Annotated in this window: 22 protein-coding genes; 8 read left to right on the top strand and 14 right to left on the bottom strand. The window is 70.3% G+C overall.

The annotated features are described in order from the left end of the window. Window positions 1–14: 14 nt before the first annotated feature. Window positions 15–1,547: a hypothetical protein gene (locus JYK02_RS29395; RefSeq protein WP_207055986.1), complete on the top strand. Its 1,533-nt coding sequence runs from the start codon at window positions 15–17 to the stop codon at window positions 1,545–1,547. 68 nt (window positions 1,548–1,615) lie between these two features. Here the strand turns inward: JYK02_RS29395 and JYK02_RS29390 are convergent, their stop codons facing one another. The 7 genes from JYK02_RS29390 to JYK02_RS29360 form a co-directional block, all read right to left on the bottom strand. After that, entirely contained in the window at window positions 1,616–3,373 is a 1,758-nt protein-coding gene (locus JYK02_RS29390; RefSeq protein ID WP_242589364.1) for a GspE/PulE family protein, read from the bottom strand. A gap of 77 nt (window positions 3,374–3,450) precedes the next feature. After that, window positions 3,451–5,217, bottom strand: coding sequence for an MYXO-CTERM sorting domain-containing protein (locus JYK02_RS29385; RefSeq protein WP_207055984.1), 1,767 nt, complete (start codon window positions 5,215–5,217; stop codon window positions 3,451–3,453). Between the two features lie 71 nt (window positions 5,218–5,288). After that, window positions 5,289–6,050, bottom strand: a complete 762-nt coding sequence (locus JYK02_RS29380; RefSeq protein WP_207055983.1) for a uroporphyrinogen-III synthase — start codon at window positions 6,048–6,050, stop codon at window positions 5,289–5,291. A gap of 11 nt (window positions 6,051–6,061) precedes the next feature. Beyond that, on the bottom strand, window positions 6,062–7,003 hold the full coding sequence (hemC, locus tag JYK02_RS29375) for a hydroxymethylbilane synthase (protein WP_207055982.1): 942 nt from the start codon (window positions 7,001–7,003) through the stop codon (window positions 6,062–6,064). Continuing rightward, window positions 7,000–8,343, bottom strand: coding sequence for a glutamyl-tRNA reductase (gene hemA / locus JYK02_RS29370; RefSeq protein WP_207055981.1), 1,344 nt, complete (start codon window positions 8,341–8,343; stop codon window positions 7,000–7,002). The genes hemC and hemA overlap by 4 nt, the downstream gene beginning before the upstream one ends. Before the next feature lie 2 nt (window positions 8,344–8,345). Then, the gene (locus JYK02_RS29365) at window positions 8,346–9,158 is read right to left on the bottom strand and encodes a cytochrome C assembly family protein (RefSeq protein ID WP_207055979.1); all 813 of its coding nucleotides are present in this window, start codon (window positions 9,156–9,158) and stop codon (window positions 8,346–8,348) included. A gap of 45 nt (window positions 9,159–9,203) precedes the next feature. Then, window positions 9,204–9,569 (bottom strand): hypothetical protein, encoded by a 366-nt coding sequence (locus JYK02_RS29360; RefSeq protein WP_347402610.1) that lies wholly within the window; start codon window positions 9,567–9,569, stop codon window positions 9,204–9,206. 481 nt (window positions 9,570–10,050) lie between these two features. On the opposite strand from JYK02_RS29360, the gene JYK02_RS29355 reads away from it, so the two are divergent. Beyond that, a complete protein-coding gene (locus JYK02_RS29355) occupies window positions 10,051–10,392 on the top strand; it encodes a hypothetical protein (RefSeq protein ID WP_207055978.1) in 342 nt (113 codons plus the stop codon). A gap of 17 nt (window positions 10,393–10,409) precedes the next feature. Here JYK02_RS29355 and JYK02_RS29350 read toward each other — a convergent pair whose 3' ends face one another. The 5 genes from JYK02_RS29350 to mreC are packed head-to-tail and all read right to left on the bottom strand — an operon-like array spanning window position 10,410 to window position 15,572. Then, window positions 10,410–11,003: a PilZ domain-containing protein gene (locus tag JYK02_RS29350; RefSeq protein ID WP_207055977.1), complete on the bottom strand. Its 594-nt coding sequence runs from the start codon at window positions 11,001–11,003 to the stop codon at window positions 10,410–10,412. Between the two features lie 16 nt (window positions 11,004–11,019). After that, window positions 11,020–12,147 (bottom strand): rod shape-determining protein RodA, encoded by a 1,128-nt coding sequence (gene rodA, locus JYK02_RS29345; protein ID WP_207056318.1) that lies wholly within the window; start codon window positions 12,145–12,147, stop codon window positions 11,020–11,022. Window positions 12,148–12,154: 7 nt separating this feature from the next. Then, a complete protein-coding gene (gene mrdA / locus JYK02_RS29340; protein ID WP_207055976.1) occupies window positions 12,155–14,215 on the bottom strand; it encodes a penicillin-binding protein 2 in 2,061 nt (686 codons plus the stop codon). Continuing rightward, window positions 14,212–14,712, bottom strand: coding sequence for a hypothetical protein (locus tag JYK02_RS29335; protein WP_207055975.1), 501 nt, complete (start codon window positions 14,710–14,712; stop codon window positions 14,212–14,214). The genes mrdA and JYK02_RS29335 overlap by 4 nt, the downstream gene beginning before the upstream one ends. Then, window positions 14,709–15,572, bottom strand: coding sequence for a rod shape-determining protein MreC (gene mreC, locus JYK02_RS29330; protein WP_207055974.1), 864 nt, complete (start codon window positions 15,570–15,572; stop codon window positions 14,709–14,711). The genes JYK02_RS29335 and mreC overlap by 4 nt, the downstream gene beginning before the upstream one ends. Window positions 15,573–15,802: 230 nt before the next feature. Between mreC and JYK02_RS29325 the strand changes: the two genes are divergently transcribed. After that, window positions 15,803–17,380, top strand: coding sequence for a peptidylprolyl isomerase (locus JYK02_RS29325; RefSeq protein ID WP_207055973.1), 1,578 nt, complete (start codon window positions 15,803–15,805; stop codon window positions 17,378–17,380). Here the strand turns inward: JYK02_RS29325 and JYK02_RS29320 are convergent, their stop codons facing one another. Further along, entirely contained in the window at window positions 17,381–18,481 is a 1,101-nt protein-coding gene (locus JYK02_RS29320) for a GGDEF domain-containing protein (protein WP_207055972.1), read from the bottom strand. It abuts the gene before it with no gap. 64 nt (window positions 18,482–18,545) lie between these two features. Here JYK02_RS29320 and JYK02_RS29315 point away from each other — a divergent pair, with 64 nt between their 5' ends. Both JYK02_RS29315 and JYK02_RS29310 read left to right on the top strand, forming a co-directional pair. Beyond that, the gene (locus JYK02_RS29315; RefSeq protein ID WP_207055971.1) at window positions 18,546–19,142 is read left to right on the top strand and encodes a Maf family protein; all 597 of its coding nucleotides are present in this window, start codon (window positions 18,546–18,548) and stop codon (window positions 19,140–19,142) included. Next, window positions 19,139–19,810, top strand: coding sequence for a YggS family pyridoxal phosphate-dependent enzyme (locus JYK02_RS29310; RefSeq protein WP_207055968.1), 672 nt, complete (start codon window positions 19,139–19,141; stop codon window positions 19,808–19,810). Before JYK02_RS29315 ends, JYK02_RS29310 begins: the two co-directional genes overlap by 4 nt. Window positions 19,811–19,816: 6 nt before the next feature. Here JYK02_RS29310 and JYK02_RS29305 read toward each other — a convergent pair whose 3' ends face one another. Then, a complete protein-coding gene (locus tag JYK02_RS29305) occupies window positions 19,817–20,038 on the bottom strand; it encodes a hypothetical protein (protein ID WP_207055967.1) in 222 nt (73 codons plus the stop codon). Window positions 20,039–20,331: 293 nt separating this feature from the next. On the opposite strand from JYK02_RS29305, the gene JYK02_RS29300 reads away from it, so the two are divergent. From JYK02_RS29300 to JYK02_RS29290, 3 genes are read left to right on the top strand one after another with little or no spacing between them, the layout of a single operon-like run. Next, window positions 20,332–21,138, top strand: a complete 807-nt coding sequence (locus JYK02_RS29300; protein WP_207055965.1) for a DUF3108 domain-containing protein — start codon at window positions 20,332–20,334, stop codon at window positions 21,136–21,138. 37 nt (window positions 21,139–21,175) lie between these two features. Beyond that, window positions 21,176–22,861, top strand: a complete 1,686-nt coding sequence (locus JYK02_RS29295) for a DUF4091 domain-containing protein (RefSeq protein ID WP_207055964.1) — start codon at window positions 21,176–21,178, stop codon at window positions 22,859–22,861. Window positions 22,862–22,886: 25 nt separating this feature from the next. Then, window positions 22,887–23,876, top strand: a complete 990-nt coding sequence (locus JYK02_RS29290) for a DUF3108 domain-containing protein (protein ID WP_207055963.1) — start codon at window positions 22,887–22,889, stop codon at window positions 23,874–23,876. Window positions 23,877–23,899: the final 23 nt, after the last annotated feature.

Below are 23,899 nucleotides of genomic sequence, written 5' to 3'. Positions count from 1 at the left end.
TTCCTGGAGGGAATTTGAAAACGTTGCAGACGCTGGCCCTGACGGGCCTGACAGCCCTTTCCGCGCCCGCTTGGGCCGGGGACTTCGTGGACACCCGTTTGTCGTTCGTCTTCGCGGACGACAACGTGCTGGCGGGCGCGGGAGAGACGACTCCCAACAGCCCCAACGCGCGCTTTGGCGCGGGCAACCAGAACACGCAGTTCTACGACAACTTCAACACCAAGTTCTCCGGCTTCGAGTCGCTGTCGAACGTCGTGCTCTACAAGCGCATGCCGGCGTTCTTCGAGGGCCTGACGACGGAGGCGGCCCTCACGCTGCTCGTGCTGGAGCGCCCGTCCGGCGGTGTCGACATCCTGGACAACTCCAGCTACGTGCGCCTGAACTACCAGCCGCCCGGCTGGGGTGAGAAGGAAGGCATCTCGCTCACCGGCTTCCCGGTGTCCGCGGACCGCTTCCGTCTGGGCTACGCGTACCGCATCTCCTGGGGCGGCAGCCCCATCTTCACCAACCGCGCCACCGCGGCGGGTGTGCCGGGCGCCAAGCTGCAGCTGACGCGCGACCGCTGGTACGCGTACCTGGGCGGCAAGACGGCGCTGGTGCTCAACGACCTCATCCTGGAGCAGGAGACGCTCTACGGCGTGATGGCCGGCGCGGGCTGGGACATCCTGGAGACGCTGCGCGTGGAGGCCGGCGGCGGCTACTTCCAGAAGGGCATCGTCCCGGGCCTGGCGAACCAGTCCATCGAGGCGCCCGTCAACGCGTACGGCGCGTCCGCGCAGGTCGTCTACCACGTGGGCGTGCCGGTGGGCACGAGCGTGGACTTCCGCCTCTACAAGAACGACCCGGAAATCTACCAGCGCTTCTTCGCGCCGGAGACGTACCCGGGCGGCCTGTCGTACTCGTTCTCGCTGGAGGGCAGCTACCTCACGCAGACGCTGCAGGACCCGGACAAGTTCGGCGCCACGAAGTACCAGGGCGCCACGGCGCTGGCCTTCCAGGGCCGCGCGAAGCTGAACCGGTTCCGCTTCAACGCGCTGGCGCTGGTGCGCAGCCTGTCCTTCATCCAGTTCGACGTGCCGGGCTTCCCGCCGTTCCAGGACTTCCCCACCGGCACGGTGCTGAAGCCGGAAGTCTTCGGCGCGCTGGGCGTGGACTACAACATCGCGGCCCTGCACCTGACGCCGGGCTTCATCATCGGCGCGCAGCAGCCGGCGTCCTTCCGCAGCCCGGTGCCGCTCGTGGGCGGCGGCAACCCGCCGCCGGCCCTCAGTGGCACGCGCACGGTGGTGGTGCGTGACGCCAACCAGCTGAGCATCCTGCCCAGCACCTGCGGCGGCTCTGGCGCCTGCGAGGCGGAGCTCATCTGGTCCGCCAAGGCCACCTTCCGGTGGGATTTGTCGGAGACGGTCGCGGCGGTCGGCGAGGTCTACTACACGTACGACACCAACCGGACCACGTTCGAGGACGACGTGACGGGCATCGCGCAGCCGAACTTCGAGAAGCCGCACGCGCTGGGCTTCAACACGCTGCTGCAGGCGCGCTTCTAGGCCGCCCTGCCCTCCCCTGTTTCACCCGCGGGGCCCGCCGTTTCCACACGGCGGGCCCTTCGTGTTTTTCAGAAGGCGGACGTCATCCGCACCACCTCGTCGAAGGCGGTGAGGCCCTGCGCCAGCTTGCGCACGGCGGCCTCGCGCAGGGTGCGCATGCCGCCGCGGCGCGCGGCCTGCACCAGCTGCTCGTAGGGCGCCTCGCGGGCGATGAGCTCGCGCACCTCGCGGCTGGTGGAGACGATTTCGAAGACGCCGGTGCGGCCGGAGAAGCCGGTGCCCCGGCACCGCACGCACCCCGCCCCCTTGGACAGCTTCACGCCGCCGGGCAACAGCGGCAGGGGCGCCTGGAGTGCCAGCAGCTCGTCCGGCGTGAGCACGGCCTCCTCCGAGCAGTGCACGCAGACGCGGCGCAGGAGGCGCTGGGCCATGACGCCCAGCAGGCTCTGCGCCAGGAGGAAGGCCGGCACGCCCAGGTCCTTCATGCGCGCCACCGCGCCCAGCGCGTCGTTGGTGTGCAGCGTGGAGAGCACCAGGTGGCCGGTGAGCGCGGCCTGGAGCGCGTTCTCCGCCGTCTCCGCGTCGCGGATTTCGCCCACCATGATGACGTCCGGGTCCTGGCGCAGGATGTGGCGCAGCGCCCCCGCGAAATCCAGGCCCACCTTGGGCTGCACCTGCACCTGGTTGAAGGTGTCCCACACCATTTCGATGGGGTCTTCAATCGTGGTGACGTTGACGTCCGGCCCCGCCACCGCCTTGAGCGCGGAGTAGAGCGTCGTCGTCTTGCCGCTGCCCGTGGGGCCCGTCACCAGGATGAGGCCGTGGGGCTGATCAATCCAGGACTCGAAGTGGCCCTTCTCGTCCGGCTCGAAGCCCAGCTGGGCGATGTCCTGCACCAGCGTCTCCGGGTCGAAGATGCGGATGACGACCTTCTCGCCGAAGGCGGTGGGCAGCGTGGAGACGCGAAGCTCCACCTCGCGGCCGTCGCGCTCCGTCTTGATGCGGCCGTCCTGGGGGCGGCGCTTCTCGGAGATGTCGATGCGCGCCAGCATCTTCACGCGCGACACGATGGGCGGGTGCACCTGCGCGGGCAGCGAGTACACCGGGTGCAGCACGCCGTCGATGCGCAGGCGCACCACGGCGGTGGCCCGCTTGGGTTCAATGTGGATGTCCGACGCGCGGTTGTCGAACGCGTAGCGCAGCAGGTAGTCCACCGCCTGCACCACCGGCCGGTCCGACGCCTCCAGCTCCTGCGTGCCGCTGAGCGACACGAGCTGCTCGAAGTTGGCGATCTGCGACTGCGAGTCGCTGAAGTCGTCCGCCGCCTTCGCCAGCGTCTTCTTGAAGCCGTAGATGTCCGCGATGGAGCGCAGGATGTCCGTCTTCGCGGACAGCACGGGCTCCACCGGCTCGCCGGTGAGGCGGTGGAAGGATTCGAAGAGCTCGCGGTCGAAGGGGTTGGCCACCGCCACGCGCAGCCGCCCCTGTTCGGTGCGCTCCAGGGGCAGCAGCACGTGCTTCTGCGCGTAGGGCCGGGACACCGTGCGGGTGGCCAGCGCCATGTCCATCTTCAGCGGATCCAGCTTGCGGTAGGCCAGCCCGGAGGCCCGCGCGGCGGCCTCCGTGACGCGGTCCTCGTCCAGCACGCCCCGCCCGCCCGGCGCGGGAATCTGGAAGGCGGCCACCACCTCCACGGGGGACACGTCATAGCGGGCGGCGTCCTTGCCCGTTCCGCCCTGCGCCTTGAGGACGCGGGCGCGCGCGGCGGGCTCTCGCGCCAGCACCTCCTGCGCCTGCTGAGGGGTCAGCAGGCGCTGGGCCACCATGGCCTCCAGCAGGAAGGCCAGGGTGAAGTCCGTGGCGCTGCGCGAAGCGCCGCTGCTGCCGGGGGGAGCCGCCTGGGTCAACCGTTCCTCCTTCTGCGGGTGGCCAGGAGCAACACCCCGAGTCCCACGAGGAATGCCGCGGACGTGGGGGCGCTCTGGCAGCCGCAACCGCCCGGGTCGTTGTTCGTGCCACCCGTGCCGCCGTCCACCGGCGGGGGCGGCGGGGTGCCACCATCACCGCACAGGGCGCAGGTGCCGCCGTCCGTCTGCGCGTAGGGGTCCTCGCACTTGCCGCCGTTGCCGCAGAACAGGCCGTTGGGGCAGTCCTGGTTGGTGCGGCAGGGGGCGATGCAGGCGGTCCCTTGCGCGAACGGCACGCACTGGAGCGGCGTGGAGCAGGTGCCCTCGGCGCAGTCGCGGAAGCAGAAGCGGTCATCGCCCGTGCCCGCCGGACGGCAGGTGTTGCCGGGGCTGCACGTGCAGGTGGACAGCGAGCACGGCTCGGCGCACACGCCCTGCGGGTTGCCGTTGAGCTTCAGGCACTGCTGGTTGGTGCCGCACTCGGAATCCTGGAGGCACGGCTCACCGACGCTGCGCGTGCCCGTCTTCTGGACCACGCAGGCGTTGTCGCACGAGCGGCAGACGTAGCTGCCACCGCAGTCATTGCTGGTGTTGCAGTCGGCGACGCACACGTCGCCGCCGTTGTCGGGCAGCGTGGTGCAGGTATAGCCGTCGCGACAGTCGCCCTTGCCCGGGCGGCAGTTCTTCAGACAGCGCTTGCCCACGGAGCCCACCGTCGTGCAGGTGGAGCCGGTGGGGCAGTCCGCGTTGGCGATGCAGGACTCCGTGCAGTAGCCCGCCTTCCACGCCGGGAAGGCGGTGGTCTTGTCCGCCTCCGTGAGGCAGCGCGAATCCGCCGCGCCGCACGTGCTGGCGTCCGCGCAGGGGTTGCCCACCTTGGTGCCCGTGCCGACGGGCTCCGGCAGACACGCGTACTGCGAGCCGGAGACGACGGTGGACGCGATGCACTGGTACGGCGCGGGGCAGGCGCCCGGCGTGCCGGAGGGGCACGCCTTGGTGCAGATCTTCTGGTTGACGCCGCTGGTGGTGGACCGGGCGGTGACGCAGGTGAGCCCCGCGCCGCACGCGGTGGTGTCACACGGCGAGCCCACCGCGCCCGTCTGGGGATAGCGCTGGCAGAACGCGCCGCGGTCGTACGACGTGAGCGTGCGGCGCTGGGTGCCGGGCTCCAGGTAGAAGGACATCACCGCGTCGTCGAAGCGGTACGTGCTGCCCAGGCCCAGGCAGTGGCCCACCTCGCGCATCACCGCCGACTGGATGTCGACGAAGCCCGCGGGCGTGGTGGCGGCCGTCGTGAACTTGTAGGTCACGGCGTTGAGGAAGATGTCGCACTGGTAGACGTAGCCGCTGTGCCGCAGCGGAACCGCCTCCGCGATGCTGTAGCCGGAGTTGAGGACGTCCTTGTACTCCGTGCTGTTCGGGTCGGTGATCCAGATGGCGGAGACGCTGAAGCCGTCCAGCCGGTCGTTCACGTCCGGGATGGGGATGATGGAGGACCGGCCCTTGTACGTGAAGGCGGGCCACGCGCAGTCCACGTCCTGCCAGACCTGGAAGGCCTTCTTCACCGCGTCCTCCACCAGGCCCAGGTCATTGCCCCCGGGGGTGAGGTTGCGCGCGTCCACGTAGTACGGGAACGGGTCCTGGCTGTTGTTGAGCACCCAGTGATCCAGGAACTGGTAGTCCTCCTTCGTCTGGGCATGCGCTGTCGCGGCCAGCGCCAGCAGTCCAAGGAGGAAGACACTCCGCTGCGACCCACGAATCATCACCCGCACCTCGTCGCGTCACGTCCGCACGGGGCGCCTGTCTGGCGCCCGGACGTCACCGGGCGGACAGTCTACCCGTGAACGGCGCGGACGGTGGCATCCACCAGCGCTTCGGGTGTGGGGCGCTCGGCGACGGCGGCCACGGGGATGCCCAGCTGCGTCAGCGCCGTGGCCGTGGTGGGGCCAATGGCCACCACCTTCGCGGACGTCAGCGGCCCGCGGCCCACGCCCTCCACGAAGGCCTCCGCGGTGCGCGGCGAGGCGAAGAGGACCACCTGGGGCGGCGCCTCTGTCAGCTGCGCCAGGGCCTCCGGCTCCACGGAGGCGGCCGTGCTGCGGTAGGCCGTCACGCGGGTGACGCGCACGCCCAGGTCGCGCAGGCCGTCCTCCAGCTCCCGCCGCCCCTCCTCCGCCGCCGGCAGGAGCACGTCGTCGTCCGGCCCCAGCGCGTCGCGCAGCGCGGTGAAGAGGGCCGCGCCGGTGCCCTCGTTGGGCTCGGCCTCCACCTTCAGGCCATAGCCCTCCACGGCCCTGGCGGTGCGCGGCCCCACGGCGGCCAGCTTCACGCGGGACAGCCGGTCCAGCGTGCCCGCGAGCCGCAGGGCCTCCACGAAGGACTCCACGGCGGAGGGGCTGGCGAACACCACCCAGTGGTAGCGCTGCACGTGCTCCGCGGCGGACGCGAGCGGACGCGGGTCCTCCGGCGGGTGCAGCTCCAGGAGCGGCAGGCTGAGCACGTCCGCGCCCTCGTCCTCCAGGAGGAAGCACAGCTCCTCGGCCCGCTCACGGGGGCGCGTCACCAAGACTCGGATGCCTTCCAGTCGCCGTTCCACGGGCCGGCACTCTAGGCGCGCGGCGCGCCTTCGCGGCGGCCGAAATCGCGCAGGATGTCTCCCGCCCCGCGCGACAGCAGCTCGTCCGCGAGCGCCTCGCCCAGCCGCTCCGCTTCCGGTACGGGGCCCTTCACTTCCCCCCGCACCACGAGCGAACCGTCGGGCCGGCCCACCAGGCCGCGCAGGTACACCTGGCCCGCATCCACCGTGGCGTGGCCGGCCAGCGGCACCGTGCAGCCGCCCTCCAGCTTCGCCAGGAAGGCGCGCTCGGCCCGCACGGCGTCGCGCGTGAGGGCGTCCTCCAGCGGCTGGAGCAGCGCGCGCACGTCCGCGTCCGCCCCACGGCACTGGATGGCCAGCACGCCCTGCCCCACCGCCGGCAGGCTGTCCGCCACCGGCACCACCTGGGTGATGTGGTGGTCCAGGCCCAGGCGCTTGAGCCCCGCCGCCGCGAGCATCGCGCCCGCGAGCTTCAGGTCGCGCGTCTTCTGCAGGCGCGTCTGCACGTTGCCGCGCAGCGAGACGATCTCCAGGTCCGGACGGCGCGCGCGCAGGATGCAGCTGCGCCGCAGCGACGACGTGCCCACCTTCGCGCCCGGGGGCAGCATCGCCAGCGTGTGTCCGTCCGGGCTGCAGAACGCGTCGCGCGGGTCCTCGCGCGTCGGCACCGCCGCCAGGATGAGCCCGTCCGGGAACACCGACGTCATGTCCTTGAGGCTGTGCACGGCCACGTCCGCGCGGCCATCGAGCAATGCCTGCTCAATCTCCTTCACGAACAGGCCCTTGCCGCCCACCTGGGACAGCGGCGCGGACAGGAAGCGGTCGCCCTCGGTGGTCATCTTCACCAGGGTGACCTCCAGACCGGGGTTGCGCTGGGTGAGCAGCGAGGCCACGTGGTTCGCCTGCCACAGCGCCAGCGGGCTCTCCCGCGTCGCGATGCGTACGGTCTTCATCGCCGGCTCCCGCTGGCCACCACCGTGTTGCGCGCTTCCTTCGTGGGCACGGCGTCCTCGTCCGAGGGGGCGATGACCGCGGCCTCCGCCTCCGTGAGGCCGAACAGCTCCGCGGCGGCGCCCGCCAGCCGGTTGCCTTCGCCCTGGGGACCCACGGCGCGCAGGCGCGCGGTGGGCTCATGCAACAGCTTGTTCACGATGGCGCGTCCCATGGCCTCGATGCTCTTTCGCTGCTTGTCGGTGAGGCCGTCGCCCAGGCCCATGAGCGTGCGCTCCACCTCCGCGCGGGCAATGGCCTCCGCGCGCTGACGCAGGCGGGCCAGCACGGGCATGCCGTCGCGCAGCGCGCGCTCCCGGGCGAAGCGCGCCACCTCCTGCGCCACCAGCCCGCCCGCCTTGTGCGCCTCTTCCGCGCGCGCGGCGGTGTTGTCCGCGACGAACTTCTGGATGTCGTCCACGTCGTACGCGTGCACCCAGTCCAGCGTGCCCACCGCGGGGTCGATGTCGCGCGGCACCGCCAGGTCCACCATGAACAGCGGCCGTCCCTTGCGGGCCTTGCCCAGCGCGCCCACGTTGTCGCGCGTGAAGAGGGGCACCGGCGACGCGGTGCTCGTCACCACCACGTCCGCGGAGGCCAGCAGCGTGAAGAGCTCCTCGAAGGGCCGCGCCACACCGCCCACCTCCGCCACCAGCGCCTCCGCGCGGGCCAGCGTGCGGTTGGTCACGATGAGCTTCCCGGCGCCCGCGTTCTTCAGGTGCCGCGCCGCCAGCTCCCCCATCTCGCCGGCGCCCACGACCAGCACGGTCTTGTCCTTGAGCCCGTCGAACACCTTGCTCGCCAGCTGCACGGCCGCGGACGCCATGGACGTCGCCGCGCGCCCCACCGCCGTCTCCGTGCGCACGCGCTTGGCGCAGCCGAACGCCGCCGCGCACGCGCGCGTGAGCTCTCCGCGCACCGCGCCCGCGCCCTGGCCCCGCTCGAAGGCGTCCTTCACCTGACCCAAAATCTGCGCCTCGCCCAGCACCATGGAGTCCAGGCTGGACGCCACGCGGAACAGGTGCACGAGCGCCGCCTCGCCCTGGTGCTCGTACAGGTGCTCCAGCGCCTCCGCGCCGCCCAGCGAGTGCAGCGTCTCCCGCGCGCGCTCCCGCGCCACGTCCGCCGTGGGGGCCGCCAGGTACACCTCCACGCGGTTGCACGTGGACACCCAGAGCGCCTCGACAGGCGCCTGAGCCAGGCGCTGCAACACTTCCGTCTGCCGGGCTTCGGGCAATGCCAACCGCTCACGGACGCCCAGGGGCGCGGTGCGGTGTGACACGCCAATGCAGATGAATTCCATGGCTACGGCATCCCTGGGCCAGCGGCGGACAGGTCGTAGGACGACAGGAAGGAGACCAGCACCAGGCAGAACCCGGCCATGGTGAGCAGCGCCACCCGCCGGCCTCTCCAGCCGGCGAAGATGCGCGCGTTGACCAACGCGGCGAAGACACCCCAGGCCACGAACGTCGCCACGTGCTTGGCTTCGAGTGCCCAGGCGAGCCCGCGCAACGTGGTGGTGAACAGGGCCCCGGTCGCCAGCGTGAGCGACAGCGCGATGAAGCCCCACAGCACGAGCCGCCGGTTGAGCGTGTCCAGGAACTCCAGGGACGGCAGCCGGGAGAAGAGCAAGCCGAAGTGCTTGGTCTTCACCTGCCGCTCCATCAGCAGGTACATGACCCCCACCCCGGCCGCCACGCCGAAGGCCGTCATGCCCAGCAGCGCGATGGTGACATGCACCGGCAGGAGCGGCTGGCGCACGGCGTCCGGCAGCGGCGTGGAGCCGCCGTGCATCAACATGCCGATGAGCAGCACCGCCACCGCCAGCGGCGTGAGGAACGCGCCGATGACAGGTTTGCGGTAGCGCATGTCCAGCGCCAGGAAGAGCGCCAGCAGCAGGAAGGCGAAGGTGGACATGCCCTGCGCGGGGCCCACCAGCCGGCCTCCCTGCGCCCCCAGCAACTCGATGAGGGCAACGCAATGCATCAGCAGGCCCGTGCCCACCAGCACCCGGCCGGTGACGGCGAGCACCTGGGACTGGCGGACCAGGAAGGCGAGGTAGACGAGCGCGGCCAGGCCGTAGGCGTGGCAGGCAAGCGAGACGAGCGTATGGCTCATGGCGGCAGGCTCATAACCCCGGCCGAGGAGGCATTCACTCCTGCCTCAGCCCATTTTATTGAGAATGAAGGCCGCCAGCAGGTCGGTCTCCGAATTGGGTTTGCGCTCGGGGGCGGGCGCACCCACCTCCGTCACATAGCCCGGAACGACCTCGTAGGCCGAGTCCCCGACCAGGATGGAGTCGGCCATCTGTTCGGCGCCCAGCCGGCCGAGCTGCTCCTCGGTCTTCACCCGGGACACCAGCTGGTGGGTGTCCTCCCCCGACACCAGCTGCACGACATGGACGGCGGGCGTGAGCGGCCAGTCGCTCCCACCGTCGGCGGAGACCACCAGGCGGCCTTCGCGCAGGTCTGCTTTGTCCGCCAGCGCCCACTCCTCGAGCTGGGCCTGGGACAGGAAGAGCTTCGTCACGCCTCCCAGCCTACACCACCCGCCCGCCGGAGCGGGCCTCGAAATGAGGGCCCCTGCACACCCAGGCAGAGACACCCGGAGACGACATGGCTGGCGACATGATCAACATCGGCGATTCGGACTTCCAGCAGCAGGTGCATTGGCCTGGGGCCCCCTTCGTTCCTCGCTCCCAACCAGACACCCGGACGTGACATGGCTTCCGGGTTCGATATGTCTGTAGAAAGACAACTCACCGCAACGGTAAGGGCTTTCACTTACCGGGTGGCAGTCGCCCCCCGAGGAAGACGTTTCTCTGTACTTGAGACAAACGCCCTCCCGGGACGACTGGACGATCCTCCCGTCATGTTTTGTTCAACAGACATTGAAATTGCATTGCGAGTCAAACACGACCCCAACATGTCTTGTTGACAGAGTTCGCCACACCAGACAGAAGTCGTGACTACACGCCTGTCTTGATTGGCGAGTTTCAACAGGAGTTTTCATGGCACGCCTTCGCAAAGAATTGACCACGCAAGCACCGCTGACCCCTGCCCTGACGTCGTGGGCGGAGGCGCTGGGTGATGCCATCGGCCGCGGCATGCTGCGCGCGCTGAACACGGGGATGCCGGGCATGGGCGCTGTCGCGGCTTCGCCGGGCAACGGCGCGGTGATGGCGGGACGCCGTCGCGGCCGTCCCCCGAAGACGGTGGCGGGTGGGCCGGTGCCCATGGACCGCCGCTGCACGGTGAATGGCTGCACCCGCGAGCAGCGCTCCAAGGGCCTGTGTTCCGCGCACTACCAGGCCGAGCGCCGCAGGCAGCTGGCCACCGGCAAGCCGGCCTGATGCAGCGCTCCGGAGCCCTACTCGCCGCGCCAGGGGTCTCCGGGCGTGGTGGCCTTGAGCAGCTCCCAGGCCGCCATCACGTCGATGACCCGCTCCAGCTCATTGGGCAGGGAGCGGGCGCGCTGTGACTTGAGGTAGTCCTCCGTGAAGGCACGCAGGCGCATGCCCAGGAACAGCCGGGCGAGCGCCACCTCCGTCTGACCGGAGAAGTCCAGGAAGCGCAGGGCGAACCCGCTGCGGCCCTCGTCCTCCGGGCCGCGCTCCTCACGGACAATCTCCGCGCGGGCCTCCACGGGGGCCGCCCCCTCCTCCAGCGCGAAGCGCGTGCGCACCACCGTGCCCATGGGCAGGAAGAAGGTGCTCGCGAGGAAGGCGCCGCTGACGCTCACGTTGACGGACACGAGGTTGGCGGAGAAGCGTCGGCCGCCCGCGCCGTCATCCACCCAGAGGTCGAAGTGCGTCGCCAGCTGCGCGCGCGGGAAGTGCCGGTGCTCGGGCTCCCCCTGGTTCATCTCGATGAGGGGCCCCACCCCCGGCGCGGGCGCGGGGCGCGTCGTCCCCACCGCCGTGCCGGCCTTCACCGTCGTCGCACCCTTCCTCTGCACCGCCATCGGAAGCCTCCGGCCGTCAGAACATGTGACGGCGCATGCTGATGTTCACCAGCAGCCCGATGCACAACATCACCGACAGCATCGAGGAGCCGCCGTAGCTCATGAGGGGCAGCGTGATGCCCGTCACTGGCAACAGGCCAATGACCATGCCGATGTTTTCGAACACCTGCCAGAAAAGTGTGGCCACCACCCCTACGGCAACGAACGCTCCAAAACGGTCTCGTGCGCTGAAGCCCACGCCCAACCCGAGAATGAAGATGCCGCCGTAGAGCAGGAGCAACAGGAGACAGGAGAAGAAGCCGTGCTCCTCGGCCCACACGGAGAAGATGAAATCCGTGTGCTGTTCCGGCAGGAAGCGCAGGCCTGTCTGGGTTCCCTCGCGCCAGCCCTTGCCGGTGAGCCCGCCGGAGCCCACGGCGATCTTGGACTGGGCGGCGTGGTAGCCGCTGCCGCGCAGGTCCGCTTCCGGGTCCAGCCACCCGGAGATGCGCTGGCTCTGGTGTTTCTTGAGGTGGTGGCGCACGACGGTGGTGCGCGGCTCGGGCATCTCCCGCACGTAGTCGTTCCAGATGATGAGGCCGCCCACCAGCACGCCCGCCACCAGCGTGGCGGCCAGGTACCAGCGCACCTTGCCGAAGAGGATGACGGTGCCGGAGGACAGGAAGATCATCAGCGCGGTGCCCAGGTCCGGCTGCACCAGCACCAGCGTGAAGGGCACCATCACCACCAGCACCGGCTTCCACAGCCGCACGATGCCGTACGACGGCTGATTGGGCTGGAAGTCGTCGTGGTAGACCTTGGCCAGCATCAGCACGACGCCAATCTTCATGAACTCCGCGGGCTGCAGGCGGAACGGGCCAATGGCGAACCAGCTCTCCGCGCCCTTGGCGGTATGGCCCACCACGCGCAGCGCCAGCAGCGCCAGGATGTTGGCCACGTAGATGGGGAAGGCCATCCGCTGGATCCAGCGGTAGTCCACCAGGCACACCGTCAGGACCGCGCCCAGGCCCACGGCCAGGTAGAGCGCCTGGCTGTGCCACACGGGCGCCATGGGGGGCCGGGCGGCGGACGCCAGGTTCCAGATGCCGAGCGCGCACACGCCCAGCACGCACACGACGAGCCCCCACGGCACGTGGGGCATCATCCGGCGCTCAATCCGCAGTTGCACTGTCGTCTCCGGTTTCCGAGGGCGGCTGGATGGGCTCACCCGGGGACACCACCTTGGGCGGCGGCACCACGGCGCGGGTGAGCGCCGCTTCATCCAGACTGGGCGCCGGCGGCAACGACGGCGTGTAGGGCTGGTTGGCGCGGGGCGGCGGGGACGTGGCGTCCTGCGCCTTCAATTCGAAGTACTTCTTCATCACCGCCATGGCCGTGGGCGCCGCGTCCACGCCGCCGTGGCCGCCGTGCTCGTTGAGCACCACCACGGCCAGCTCCGGCTTGTCCGCGGGCGCGAAGCCGGCGAACCACGCGTGGTCGCGCTCGAAGTAGCTCATCTGGTGCGTCTTCAGACGCACCGTGCCGATGCGCGCCACCTGCGCGGTGCCCGTCTTCGCCGCCACGAGGAAGTCCGGGGGCAGGCCCGACTTGAGCTTCGCGCGGTACGCGGTGCCGCCGGGCTCCTGCGCCACCGCCTCCAGTCCCTCCACGATGGCCTTCAGGTGCGTGGGGTTGATGTCCACCTTCGACACCACCTCCGGCTTGAACTCCTCCATCACCTGCCCGTCCAGGTTCTCCAGCCGCTGCACCATCTGCGGCTTGTAGAGCTTCCCGCCGTTGGCCACGGCCGCGTAGACCAGGGCCAGTTGCAGCGGCGTCACGTTGTCGTCGCCCTGCCCGATGGCGCTGTTGAGCGCCATGCCCTTGGTGTAGCCGCCAGGCGAGGCTTTGTCGTGGTACGCGCTGGACGGCATGATGCCCGGCACCTCCGCCACCACGCCGATGCCGGTGGGGCGGCCCAGGCCCAGCGACTTGCCCATCTCCGCGATGGGGTCCAGGCCGATGGTGTCCGCCACCTTGTAGAACCACGAGTCGCACGACGCCTTCATGGCGCCCTTGCCGTCCAGGGGCCCGTGGCCGCTGTCCTTGTGGCAGCGCCACACGCGCGCGCCCAGCCGGTAGCCGCCGGAGCAGTGCACCACCGTCTCCGGGCGGAACACGCCGGACTTGAAGGCCGCCAGCTGCGTCACGACCTTGAACGTGGAGCCTGGGCTGTAGTGCTCCGCGGCCACGCGGTTGATCATCGGGTGGAGCGGGTCGCGCGCCAGCGTGGCCATCTGCGTGGGCGTCACGCGGCCCGTAAGGAGGTTGGGGTCGAAGCCGGGGCGGGACACCAGCGCCTTGATGAAGCCGGTGTTCACGTCGATGGCCACCACCGCGCCCGTCACGCCCGGGAACGCGCGCTCCGCCTCCTCCTGCAGGCGCATGTCGATGGAGAGCACCACGTTGCTGCCGGCCGTGGGCGGGATGACGGCGTTCTCGCCCAGCTTGTCGTTGAGCTCTTCAATCGTCTGGCCGCGCGCGTTCACCACTTCCTTGCGCACGCCGTCCTGCCCGCGCAGCTTGGACTCGAAGTAGCGCTCCAGGCCGCGTCGGCCGATGTAGTCCCCCAGCGCGTACTTCGCGCCGTCCCCGTTGAGGCGCTCCAGCTCCTCCTGGGTGATTTCGTTCATGTAGCCCAGCACGTGCGACAGCACCGTGTCCGCGCGGTAGTTGCGGTGCGGCACGGGCACCACCTCCACGCCGTCCAGGATGTCGCGCCGGGCGTTGAGCCGGTCGTACTCGTCACGCGTCAGGTCCACGCGCACCGGCACCGGCTGGAAGGGCGCGTTGCGGCGGCTGGCGCGCACCAGGTCTTCAATCTTCTTGCGCTGATCCGCGTCCCACTGGAGCAGCTCCGCCAGGCGCGGAATCACCTGCTCGAAACAGTCCGTGCAGAAGGCCGGCGTGACGAAGGCGTCGAAGGAGGGGCGGCTGTCCACCAGGATGGTGCCGCGCGCATCCTTGATGACGCCGCGGTCGGCGCGCAGGCGCACCTCCTTCACGAAGTTCGCCACGCTCTTGGCGGCGTACTCCTCATGGCGGATGAGCTGGAGCCGGTACAGCTGGATGGCCAGCGCCACCATGCCCAGCGACATGGCCAGGCCCAGCCACAGGAAGCGGCGCTTCAGGTCCCGGCCCGGGGTGGTGTTGCCAATGGTCGGAGGCGTCAACGGAGCAACCCCGCCGGGCGCTCCTGCGCCACTTCAAACCGCTTGAACAGCGGGAAGAGCATGAGCGCCGCCGCGCCCGTGAGCGCCAGTTGCACCGGCATGCCGGAGAGCAGCGGCGCCGTGGAGCCGTCCTTCACCGTGAGCCAGGTGAAGAACGTGGACAAGAGGCCGTGCCCCAGGTCCGCGCCCATGGCGAACAGCGCGAAGGCCACGGGCCCGCGCACGTCGATCAACGACGCGACCAGCCGGCCCACCAGGAACGTGAACACGGCGAGGAACGTGAAGAGCCCCGTGGGCTGGCCGCTCATCAGGTCCAGCAGATAGCCCACCGCGAAGGCGGAGCACGCCCCTTCCGTGAGGCTTGCCCGGAGCGCGAGGAAGGCCACGAGCACCACCGTGACGTCCACGCGGCCCAGCACCAGCCCCGCCTGCTGGACGAACACGGACTCCAGCGTCAGCAGCACCAGCGCCAGGATGACAGTCACCAGGAACTTCATTTCTGCGCGCCTTCCGCCGACGCCCCACCCGAGGCCATCGCGCTGTACGGGCTGCCCACCACGAGCACCTCCTCCAACCGGCTGGTGTCCACCGCCGGCTGGATGTCCGCGCCCTGGAACATGCCGTGCTCCTTCTTCTCCAGCTGCGTCACCCGCCCCACCACCAGCCCCGGCGGATAGATGCCGTCCGTGCCGGAGGTGATGATGAGGTCGCCGTCCTCCACGTCCTCGGTGCGCAGCATGTTCTCCAGCGTCAGGGGGCCGTTGCCCGCGCCCGCCGCCGTGCCGCGCGCCCGCGAGCGCTGCACCCGCACCGCCACCCGGCTCTGCGGATCCGTCACCAGCGCCACGTCCGCGTAGCCGCCCGTGGACCGGATGACCTGCCCCACGATGCCGTCCGGCGTCACCACCGACATGCCCCGGAACACCCCGTCCTTCTCACCGCTGCTGATCCGCACCGACAGCAGCTTCGCCACCGGGTTGACGCCCACCACCCGCGCCGGAATCTCCGGGCCGGGGGCGGCCTCCGCGTAGGACAGCAGCTTGCGCAGCCGGCTGTTCTCCGAGCGGGCCTCGCCCAGGGCCTGCACCGTGGCCCGCAGCTGGAGGTTCTCCAGGCGCAGCGCGTCATTGTCCTGACGCACGCCGCGCAGGTCCAGGTAGTTGCGCACCGCGGCCACGGCGCCGTCGATGCCGGCGGTGAGCCCCTGCTGCACGGGGGCCGTGAGCGCGATGACGCCCCGGTCGACGAAGTTCGGGTCGCGGCCGCGCCGCCCGCCCAGCAGGAAGGCGCCGAGCGGGTACAACAGGAGGGCGGCCACGAGGAGGAAGCGGCGGTACCGCTTGAGAAGAGACAGCACGGACGGGGGCTTTCCCGGGGTGGGCGGACGGCGGTGGTGGAAGGGGGAGAGGAGCGGGCTAAGCTGGCTGAATCGCTTGCATTTTCCGGTCTGTTGTCCTAGTCAGTCAAGGCCCGGATGAGGGGGTGTTGACACAGATGCATCCCCACCGGCCGGGCTACCAACAACACGGCGCCGCGAGACCTTCCGCAAGGTGATTCGCGGGCGCTTCCGACCGTGAAGTGACGACAATGGACGGTTTGAATCCCCGGAAGGTCTTCTCCCTCCTGTTCATCATCGGCATCGCCGTGGTGTTCACGCTCCAGTTCGGTCCGGGCAGCAACGGCTTCGCCGACACGGGCAGCGCCGCGCCTACCGCGAGCGCGGTGGCCACGGTGAACGGCAAGGAGATCCCCCTGCGCGACTTCAGCATGGCCTGGTCGCAGCAGATGAACTTCCTGCGCTCGCAGGGCAACCCCATCCCGGAGTCGGTGGCCCGCCAGTTCGGCCTGGACAAGCAGGTGCTCGACCGGCTGGTGAACGCGGAGCTGCTCGCCCAGTCGGCGGAGCGCCACGGCATCACGCCGTCGGATGAGGAGCTGCGCAAGCTCATCCACGAGAACACCGACTTCCACTCCAAGGAGGGCGCGTTCGACTTCGCCCGCTACCAGCAGGTGCTGCGCGACTTCTACCGCCGCACGCCGCAGGAGTACGAGCAGGAGCTGCGCCGCCAGATGGCCGCCCAGAAGATGATGGACGTGGTGCGCACGGGTGCCGTGGTGTCGGACGACGAGGTCCGCGCACGCTACGAGAAGGAAGGCAACCAGGCGAAGCTGGTGTTCGCCCGCTTCCTGCCCACGATGTACGCGGACCAGGTCCCCGCGCCCACGCCCGCGAAGCTCGCGGAGTTCCAGAAGGCGCATGAGAAGGAGATCGCGGACTACTACTCGGCGAACGCCTTCGTCTACAACGTGCCGGAGCGGATCCGTGCCCGTCAGATTCTCGTGAAGGTGGCCCCGGACGCGACGGCCGAGCAGAAGGCCCAGGCGAAGGCGAAGGCGGAAGGCCTGCGCAAGGAGCTGGAGGGCGGCAAGGACTTCGCCACCCTGGCCAAGGCGAGCAGCGACGACGACGCCACCAAGCTGAAGGGCGGCGAGCTGGGCTGGGTGGAGCGCACCACGTGGGATCCGGCGCTGGCCAACGCGGCGTTCGCGCTGAAGGCCGGGGAAGTGACGCAGCCGGTGGAGTCCCCGCTGGGCCTGCACCTGGTGAAGGTGGAGGAGAAGAAGGAGGCCCAGGCCAAGAAGCTGGACGACGTGAAGGGCGAGATCGCCACCACCCTCTACAAGCAGGAGCAGGCGAAGGGCCTGGCCAAGGCGGAGGCGGACAAGGCGCTGGCCGCGGCGAAGGCCGGCAAGTCCCTGAAGGAGCAGTTCCCGGTCCCCGCGGGCCAGCAGCCGGCGCTGCTGCGCTTCGAGGCGGAGACGAAGCCGGAGGCCGTGGAGACGGACAGCTTCACCGCGCAGGGTGACTCCGTGCCGCACCTGGGTCCGGCGCCGGGCCTGGTGAAGGCCACCTTCGAGGCCAAGGGCCCGGCGGTGCTGGGCGAGGTCTTCACCGTGGGCGAGGCGAACGTCGTGGCGCAGGTGGTGGAGCGCGAGAAGCCGGACACCGCGGGCTTCGACAAGCGCAAGGAGGAGCTGCGCACCCAGGCCCGTCAGGCCAAGCAGATCGAGCTGACGGAGTCCTTCCTCAAGTCGCTGAAGAAGAGCGGCAACGTCGTCACCAACACCGAGGCCATCGACTCGGTGCTGGGCTCCGCGGGGTAGTCACCCGCCGGAGCGGGCGTAGGGGACCTCGCGAGGGGCCCCCTCCGCCGAAGGGGCCTCGGCGACCGCGATGCGGTCCCGGCCCCGGCCCTTGGCCGCGTACATGGCGAAGTCCGCCGCGCGGATGAGGTCCGTGGAGGTGGTGGCGTGCTCCGGGAAGGACGCCACCCCGACGCTCGCGGTGAGCGCCACGTCCAGCCCCTGCTCGCGCAGGAAGCGCTGGCCGCGGAACGCCTCGCAGATGCGCTGCGCGATGACCTGCGCGCCCTCCTTGTCCGTTTCAATCAACATCACCGCGAACTCGTCGCCGCCGTAGCGGAAGACGGCGTCCAGGTTGTGGCGGCCCAGGCTGATGAGCAGGTCCCCCACCTCCTTGAGCGTGGCGCTGCCCACCAGGTGCCCATGCCGGTCGTTGATGGACTTGAAGTGGTCCAGGTCCAGGAACACGAGCGACAGCGGGTGGCGGAAGCGCGCCGAGCGCTTCACCTCCTGCTCCAGCTGCGCGCGCAGGTGCCGCGCGTTGAAGCAACCGGTGTGCTCGTCCGTGATGGTGAGCTCCTGCACCCGGCGGAAGTTGCGCGCGTTCTCGATGGCGATGGCCGCGTAGTCCGCGATGGCGGACAGCGCGGTGAGGTCGTCATGCGTGAAGCCGGGCTCCGTGGGGCCGTTGACCAGCTCAATCACGCCCAGCACGCGTTCGCGCGCCACCAGGGGCACGGCGAGCAGCGAGCGGGTGTGGAAGGCGGAGGCCTCATCGAAGCGGGGCGCGAAGCTGGAGTCGCCGGCCACGTCGTGCACGAGCCGCGCGACACCGGAGGAGAACACCGCGCCGGCGATGCCCTCGCCCGGGTTGAGCTGGAGGCCCTTGAGCGCTTCGGCGCCCTCCCCCACCGCGATTTCGAAGTAGAGCTTTCCGGTGCGCTCGTCCTGGAGGATGAGCGACCAGTTGCGCGGCCGCAGCAGCGCACTGACCTTCTGCATCACGAGCGCGAGCACTTCGCGCAGCTCCAGCGTGGAGGTCAGCGCCTTGGCCATCTCGTTGTAGGCGGCCAGTTGCTCCACTGTCCGCTTCATGGCCGACAGGAGGTCCGCGGGGTTCATCGAGGTGCCCTCTGGAGCGCAAGTCTGCTAAGGCCCGCGAGCGCGAAACATTCCGCACCCGCCCATGGATCCAACCGCTCTCTTCGTTCTCGCCTCCGCCTCGCCCCGGCGCAAGGATTTATTGGCCCAGCTGGGCCTTCGCTTCACCGTGGCGGCGGCGGATATCGATGAAACGCCGATGGCCGGAGAAATTGCGCGGAACTACGTGCACCGGCTGGCCGTGGAGAAGGCCCGCACGGTCGCCACCCGGCACCCGGACGCGTGGGTGCTGGCCGCGGACACCACCGTGGCCCTGGGGGCCGAGCTGCTGGGCAAGCCCCGGGACGCGGCGGAGGCGCGGGAGATGCTCACCCGGCTGTCCGGCCAGGTCCATGAGGTCTTCACCGGCATCGCGGTGGCCGGCCGCGCGCAGGCCTCCGAGGTCGTGCGCACGCAGGTGACCTTTCGCACGCTCTCAACGGAGGAGATTGCCTGGTACGCGGAAACCGGCGAGCCCCTGGACAAGGCGGGCGCCTACGCCATCCAGGGCAAGGGCGGCTTCCTGGTGCAGGGCATCGAGGGAAGCCCCTCGAACGTCATCGGCCTGCCGCTGGGGGAGACGCTGGCGCTGCTGCGCCGGGCGGGCGTTCCGCTGCCCTGGACCCCCGGGGGCCAGCGATGAGCGGCAGCGTGGCGGACAACCTGGCGCGGGTGCGCGAGCGCGTGGCGAAGGCCTGCGCGGACGCGGGGCGGCCGGAGTCGTCGGTGACGCTGGTGGCGGTGTCCAAGCTCAAGCCCGCGGCCCTCATCCGCGAGGCCTACGCCGCCGGGCAGCGCGACTTCGGGGAGAACTACGCCCAGGAGCTGCGCGACAAGGCGGAGGAGCTCAAGGACCTGGACGGCCTGCGCTGGCACGCCATCGGTTCGCTGCAGACGAACAAGGTGAAGTACGTGGCCCGCGTCGCGCACGCCTTCCACGCGCTGGAGCGGCTGGACGTCGCGGCGGAGCTGTCCAAGCGACGCGCGGGCGCGTCTCCCCTGCCCTGCTACGTGGAGCTGAACCTGGGCGGCGAGGACACCAAGCACGGGCTCACGCCGGACGCGCTGGGCGGCTTCCTCGCGCAGGTGCGTGAGCTGCCCCACCTCCAGGTGGTGGGGCTGATGGCGCTGCCGCCGCCCACGGACGACGTGGCGCGGATGCGCGAGGGCTTCGCGCGGCTGCGTGAGCTGGCGCGGGCCCATGCGCTGACGGCCCTGTCCATGGGCACCACGCACGACTTCGAGCAGGCCATCCTGGAAGGCGCCACCGCCGTGCGCGTGGGCACCGCCATCTTCGGCGAGCGCGACTAGGTCCGCTCACAGCTCCCGGAAGCGCAGCCGTCCCTCCTGGTTGACCAGGGCCTTGAACTCGCAGCCACAGTAGTTGCAGCGCACCTCGTCCCCGTCGGTGAACGTGTCGTCCACGGGGTTGTTGGCGTTGCAGCCGGGGCAGTCGAACTCGTCGAAGACGCGGCTGCCGCTCGCCGCGCCCGCGTCCTTCGCGAAGTCGTCGTCGTCGAACTGGAAGTCGTTGGCCATGGCCCCGGACGCTAGCACCGCGCCCCCTGTTCCGGGTGTGCCCTGCCGAGCATCCAGGCGGGCGTGGAGGACTGTCCGCCATTTGTCAGCGGGCCGTGCAGGCGTGTACCCCTGCGGGCCGCCCTTCCGTCCCCCGCCTGTCTTTTCCCGGCGTGCCTGGAGGGCGGCCGGGCGTCTTTGAATGCCATTCCACGGCCGTCCGTCCTGGAAATGTCCGGTGGTGGGGACGGTTGAGCGGCACGGTTGGCTTGGGCGGGCCGGCCACCTAACTTGCAAGCAAGGGAGCACACCCGATGCGCAGTCTGTCCAACTGGGGGTTCACGGCCGCGGTGGTGGGACTCATGGGGTCCGCGCTGGCGCATGCCCAGGAGCCCACCGGTACGGCGTTCGGCCCGGGTGAGCAGGCCCAGTACCGGGTGCGTTACCTGGGGCTGACGGCCGGCACCGCGACGGTGACGGTGGGCGCGCCCATGACGCAGTGGGGCCAGAGCGTGTGGCCCATCGTGTCCACGGCGAAGTCCGACGACCTGGTGGGCGTCTACCCCATCAAGAGCCGCTTCGTGTCGTACTGGGACGCGGGAGCGCAGCGGGTGACGGGCAGCGACCTGCACTCGGAGGAGAACCGCAAGCGCCGCCGCCAGCGCATCCAGCTCACGGCGGACGGCACCGGCGCGAAGGTCATCAAGCAGAAGGAGAGCGACCCGCCGCGCGAGTCCGAGCACACGCTGCCCCAGGGCACGCTGGACGTGGCGGGCGCGACGTTCGCGCTGCGCGGCCAGGACCTGGCCGTGGGCCGCTCCTTCGAGTACCCGGTGTTCACCGGCAGCAAGCAGTTCTCCATGCGCGCCACGGTGGAGGGCCGCGAGACGGTCACCACGCCCGCGGGCGCGCGAGACACCTTCCGCGTGCGCGTGCACACCGAGTTCGGCGGCAAGCTGGAGTCCAAGCGCGACATGGTCGCGTACCTCAGCGCGGATTCGCACCACGTGCCGGTGCGCATCGAAGCGGACTTCGCGCTGGGCACCATCGTGGCGGAGCTCACCGACTACAAGCCGGGCCGCGTGGTGACGGTGGCCCGGGCGGACAACTCGGACGACTGAAGCAGCGTCGTCCTCCAACCAGGGGAAGGCAGGGGGCATGGGCGTGGGTTGGGCATGGGCAGTGGCGGCGGCTCTCTCCGCCGCGCCGGGCGGCGTGCAGGTGGTGTCGCCGCTGGTGAAGGTGCGGCCGGACGCGACGCCGAAGGGCGCGAAGGAGGCCCGCCTCAGCGCGGCCCGGGGCGAGTGTGAAGGCACGCAGCTGGTGCTGCCCCCGGGCGTGACGCGCGTGACGATGCAGCCCCTGGCCCTCAAGGGGCCGGGCGCGCCACTCACCGTGGACGCGTTCCGCGAGGTCTTCATCGACGTGAAGACGCCCTCCAACGGCGAGGGCAAGACGGGGCCGTGGCCCGACGCGCTGGTGCCCCTGTCGGCGCCCGGCAATCCCAAGCACCCGACGGTCGTCTACGTGGAGGTCTGCGTCCCCGCGAAGCAGGCCCCCGGCACCTATACGGGCAGCCTGAGCGCGGCGGTGGACGGCAAGGACCTGCCGGCCGTGCCGTTCACGCTGGAGGTGCAGCCCTTCGAGCTGCCCGCGACGTCGTCCCTGCCCAACAGCTTCGGCATCTCGCTGTACAGCATCGCGAAGGGGCACGGCATCCCGGCGGAGTCGCCGGAGGCGAAGGCGCTCCTGCGCGCGTACGGCAAGGCGCTGCTGGAGCACCGCGTGAGCGCGCACGGCATGAGCATGGATCCGCCGCCGGTGAAGTTCCAGGACGGCCGCGCGGTGCTGGACTGGACCGCGTACGACGCGGAGATGGGGCCCTTCCTGGACGGAAGCGTGCTGCCCTCGGGCGCGCGCTTCACCACGGCCGACGTGCGCGACAACCGCAAGGCCTCCACGGACGCGGAGAAGACGGCGTACTACCGCGCCTTCCAGAAGCACTTCGAGGACAAGGGCTGGAAGGCGCAGCTCTTCTTCTACGCCAAGGACGAGCCGAAGGCGGAGGACGTGCCGCTGGTGAAGGCGCAGGCGAAGCGCGTGCGCGACGCGGGCGGCACCATCCCCGTGCTCGTCACCACGGCGCTGAACCCCGCGTTCCAGGGGTCGGTGGACATCCTCACGCCCATCATCAACTGCTTCTATCCACGCGAGGGGCCGCAGACGTGCCACTTCGTGGCGAACACCGCGACCGCGCGCTCCCGGCTGCCGCCCCGCGCGAAGGTGTGGTGGTACCAGAGCTGTATGGCGCACGGCTGCACGGGCGGGCCGCCGCCGGACAAGGCGCTGGACAAGGCGTACAGCGACTGGGCCTCGTACATGGTGGACCACCCCGCCCCGCTCAACCGCGCCATGGGCCCGCTGGCCTTCGAGAGCGGCGTGGACGGTGAGCTCTATTTCGACACCGTCTTCGCCTACAACACGAAGAAGGATGTCTGGACGGACCTCTTCGAGTTCGGCGGCAACGGCGACGGCACGCTCTTCTACCCGGGCACGCCCGCGAAGCTGGGCGGCACGGAGCACCAGCCCGTGGTGTCCCTGCGGCTGAAACACATCCGCGACGGCCTGGAGGACTACGAATACCTGCGCCTGCTCACGTCGCTGGGGGATGGCGCCTTCGCCCGGACGGCGGCGAAGCGGCTGGCGAAGTCCGGGTACGAAATCTCCCGGGACCCGGCGGAGTGGGAAGCGGTGCGCAAGGAAGTGACCGAGCGCATCGTGAAGCGGCAGGCGGCTGAAGAAGCGAAGCGCTCCGGACGTCGGACTTCCGGGGGTACCCCGTAGTCACTCCCCCCAGGGAGGAAGCAGAATGAACGCCATGCGCAACCTCGTCGCGGCCTGCCTCGCCTTCAGCGCTCTCAGCGCCATCCCGGGTCAGGCCCAGGAGGCCCGGCCCGCCCTCCCGCTCCGGTCCGTCCTGAGCCCCAACACGAAGGTGCCCGCGGAGGACGCGCCCGCTGACGCCGCGAAGCCTGCGGACTCCGCGGAGAACACCGGCGACGCGACCGCCGCCGCCGCGCCCAACGAGCCCGTCGTCGCGGTGAAGCCGTGCGACCAGGGACTGCCCACGCTGCGCCCGACGCTGGCGTTCAAGCCGGGGGAGTTGCTCGAGTTCGACATGGACGCGATGGGCGCCAACGCGGGCAAGCTCACCATGCGCGTGCAGCGTCCGGCGAACGGCTCGCTGCCGGTGGTGGTGGAGGCGCAGACGAACACGCTGTTCTCCAAGGTGCGCCGCGTGCGCGGCAGCGCGACCAGCTACCTGCACCCGAAGACGCTGCGCCCCTCGCGCTACACCGAGGAGGCCGTGGAGAACGAGCAGCGCCGCAAGGTGAACGTGGCCTTCGGCGCGCAGGACAAGAGCGTCAAGGTGGACTACCAGATTGGTGACCGCCCCAAGGGCCACTTCGACTACGCGTTCGACAAGGACGGCCTGGACGTCGCGGGCGCCATCTACCTCATCCGCCAGCTGCCGCTGAAGAAGGACCTGCCGGTCTGCTTCGACGTGTACGGCATCCGCCGCATGTGGCGCATGACGGCCACCGTGGTGGAGCGCGAGCACGTGTCGCTGCCCCTGGGCGAGTTCGACGCCTGGCACCTGGCCGGCACCGCCGTGCGCCTGGACCGGCCGTCGCAGACGCGCGACGTGCACGTGTGGATCACCGACGACGAGCGCCGCCTCCCGCTGGCCGCCGTGGGCGCCATCGACCTGGGCGCCGTGCGCCTCACCCTGTCCGGCGTGAAGCGCCCTGGTGAAAAGCCCATGGAGGCCCAGGGCAAGGAAGACCTCAAGTGGTGACGCGGGGCTGAGCCGCCGCTGGA

Source organism: Corallococcus macrosporus (assembly GCF_017302985.1).
In the GTDB taxonomy this organism is placed as follows: Bacteria; Myxococcota; Myxococcia; order Myxococcales; family Myxococcaceae; genus Corallococcus; species Corallococcus macrosporus_A.
Note: the sequence above shows the minus strand (reverse complement) of the source record. Positions and strands in the feature narration are given on the sequence as shown.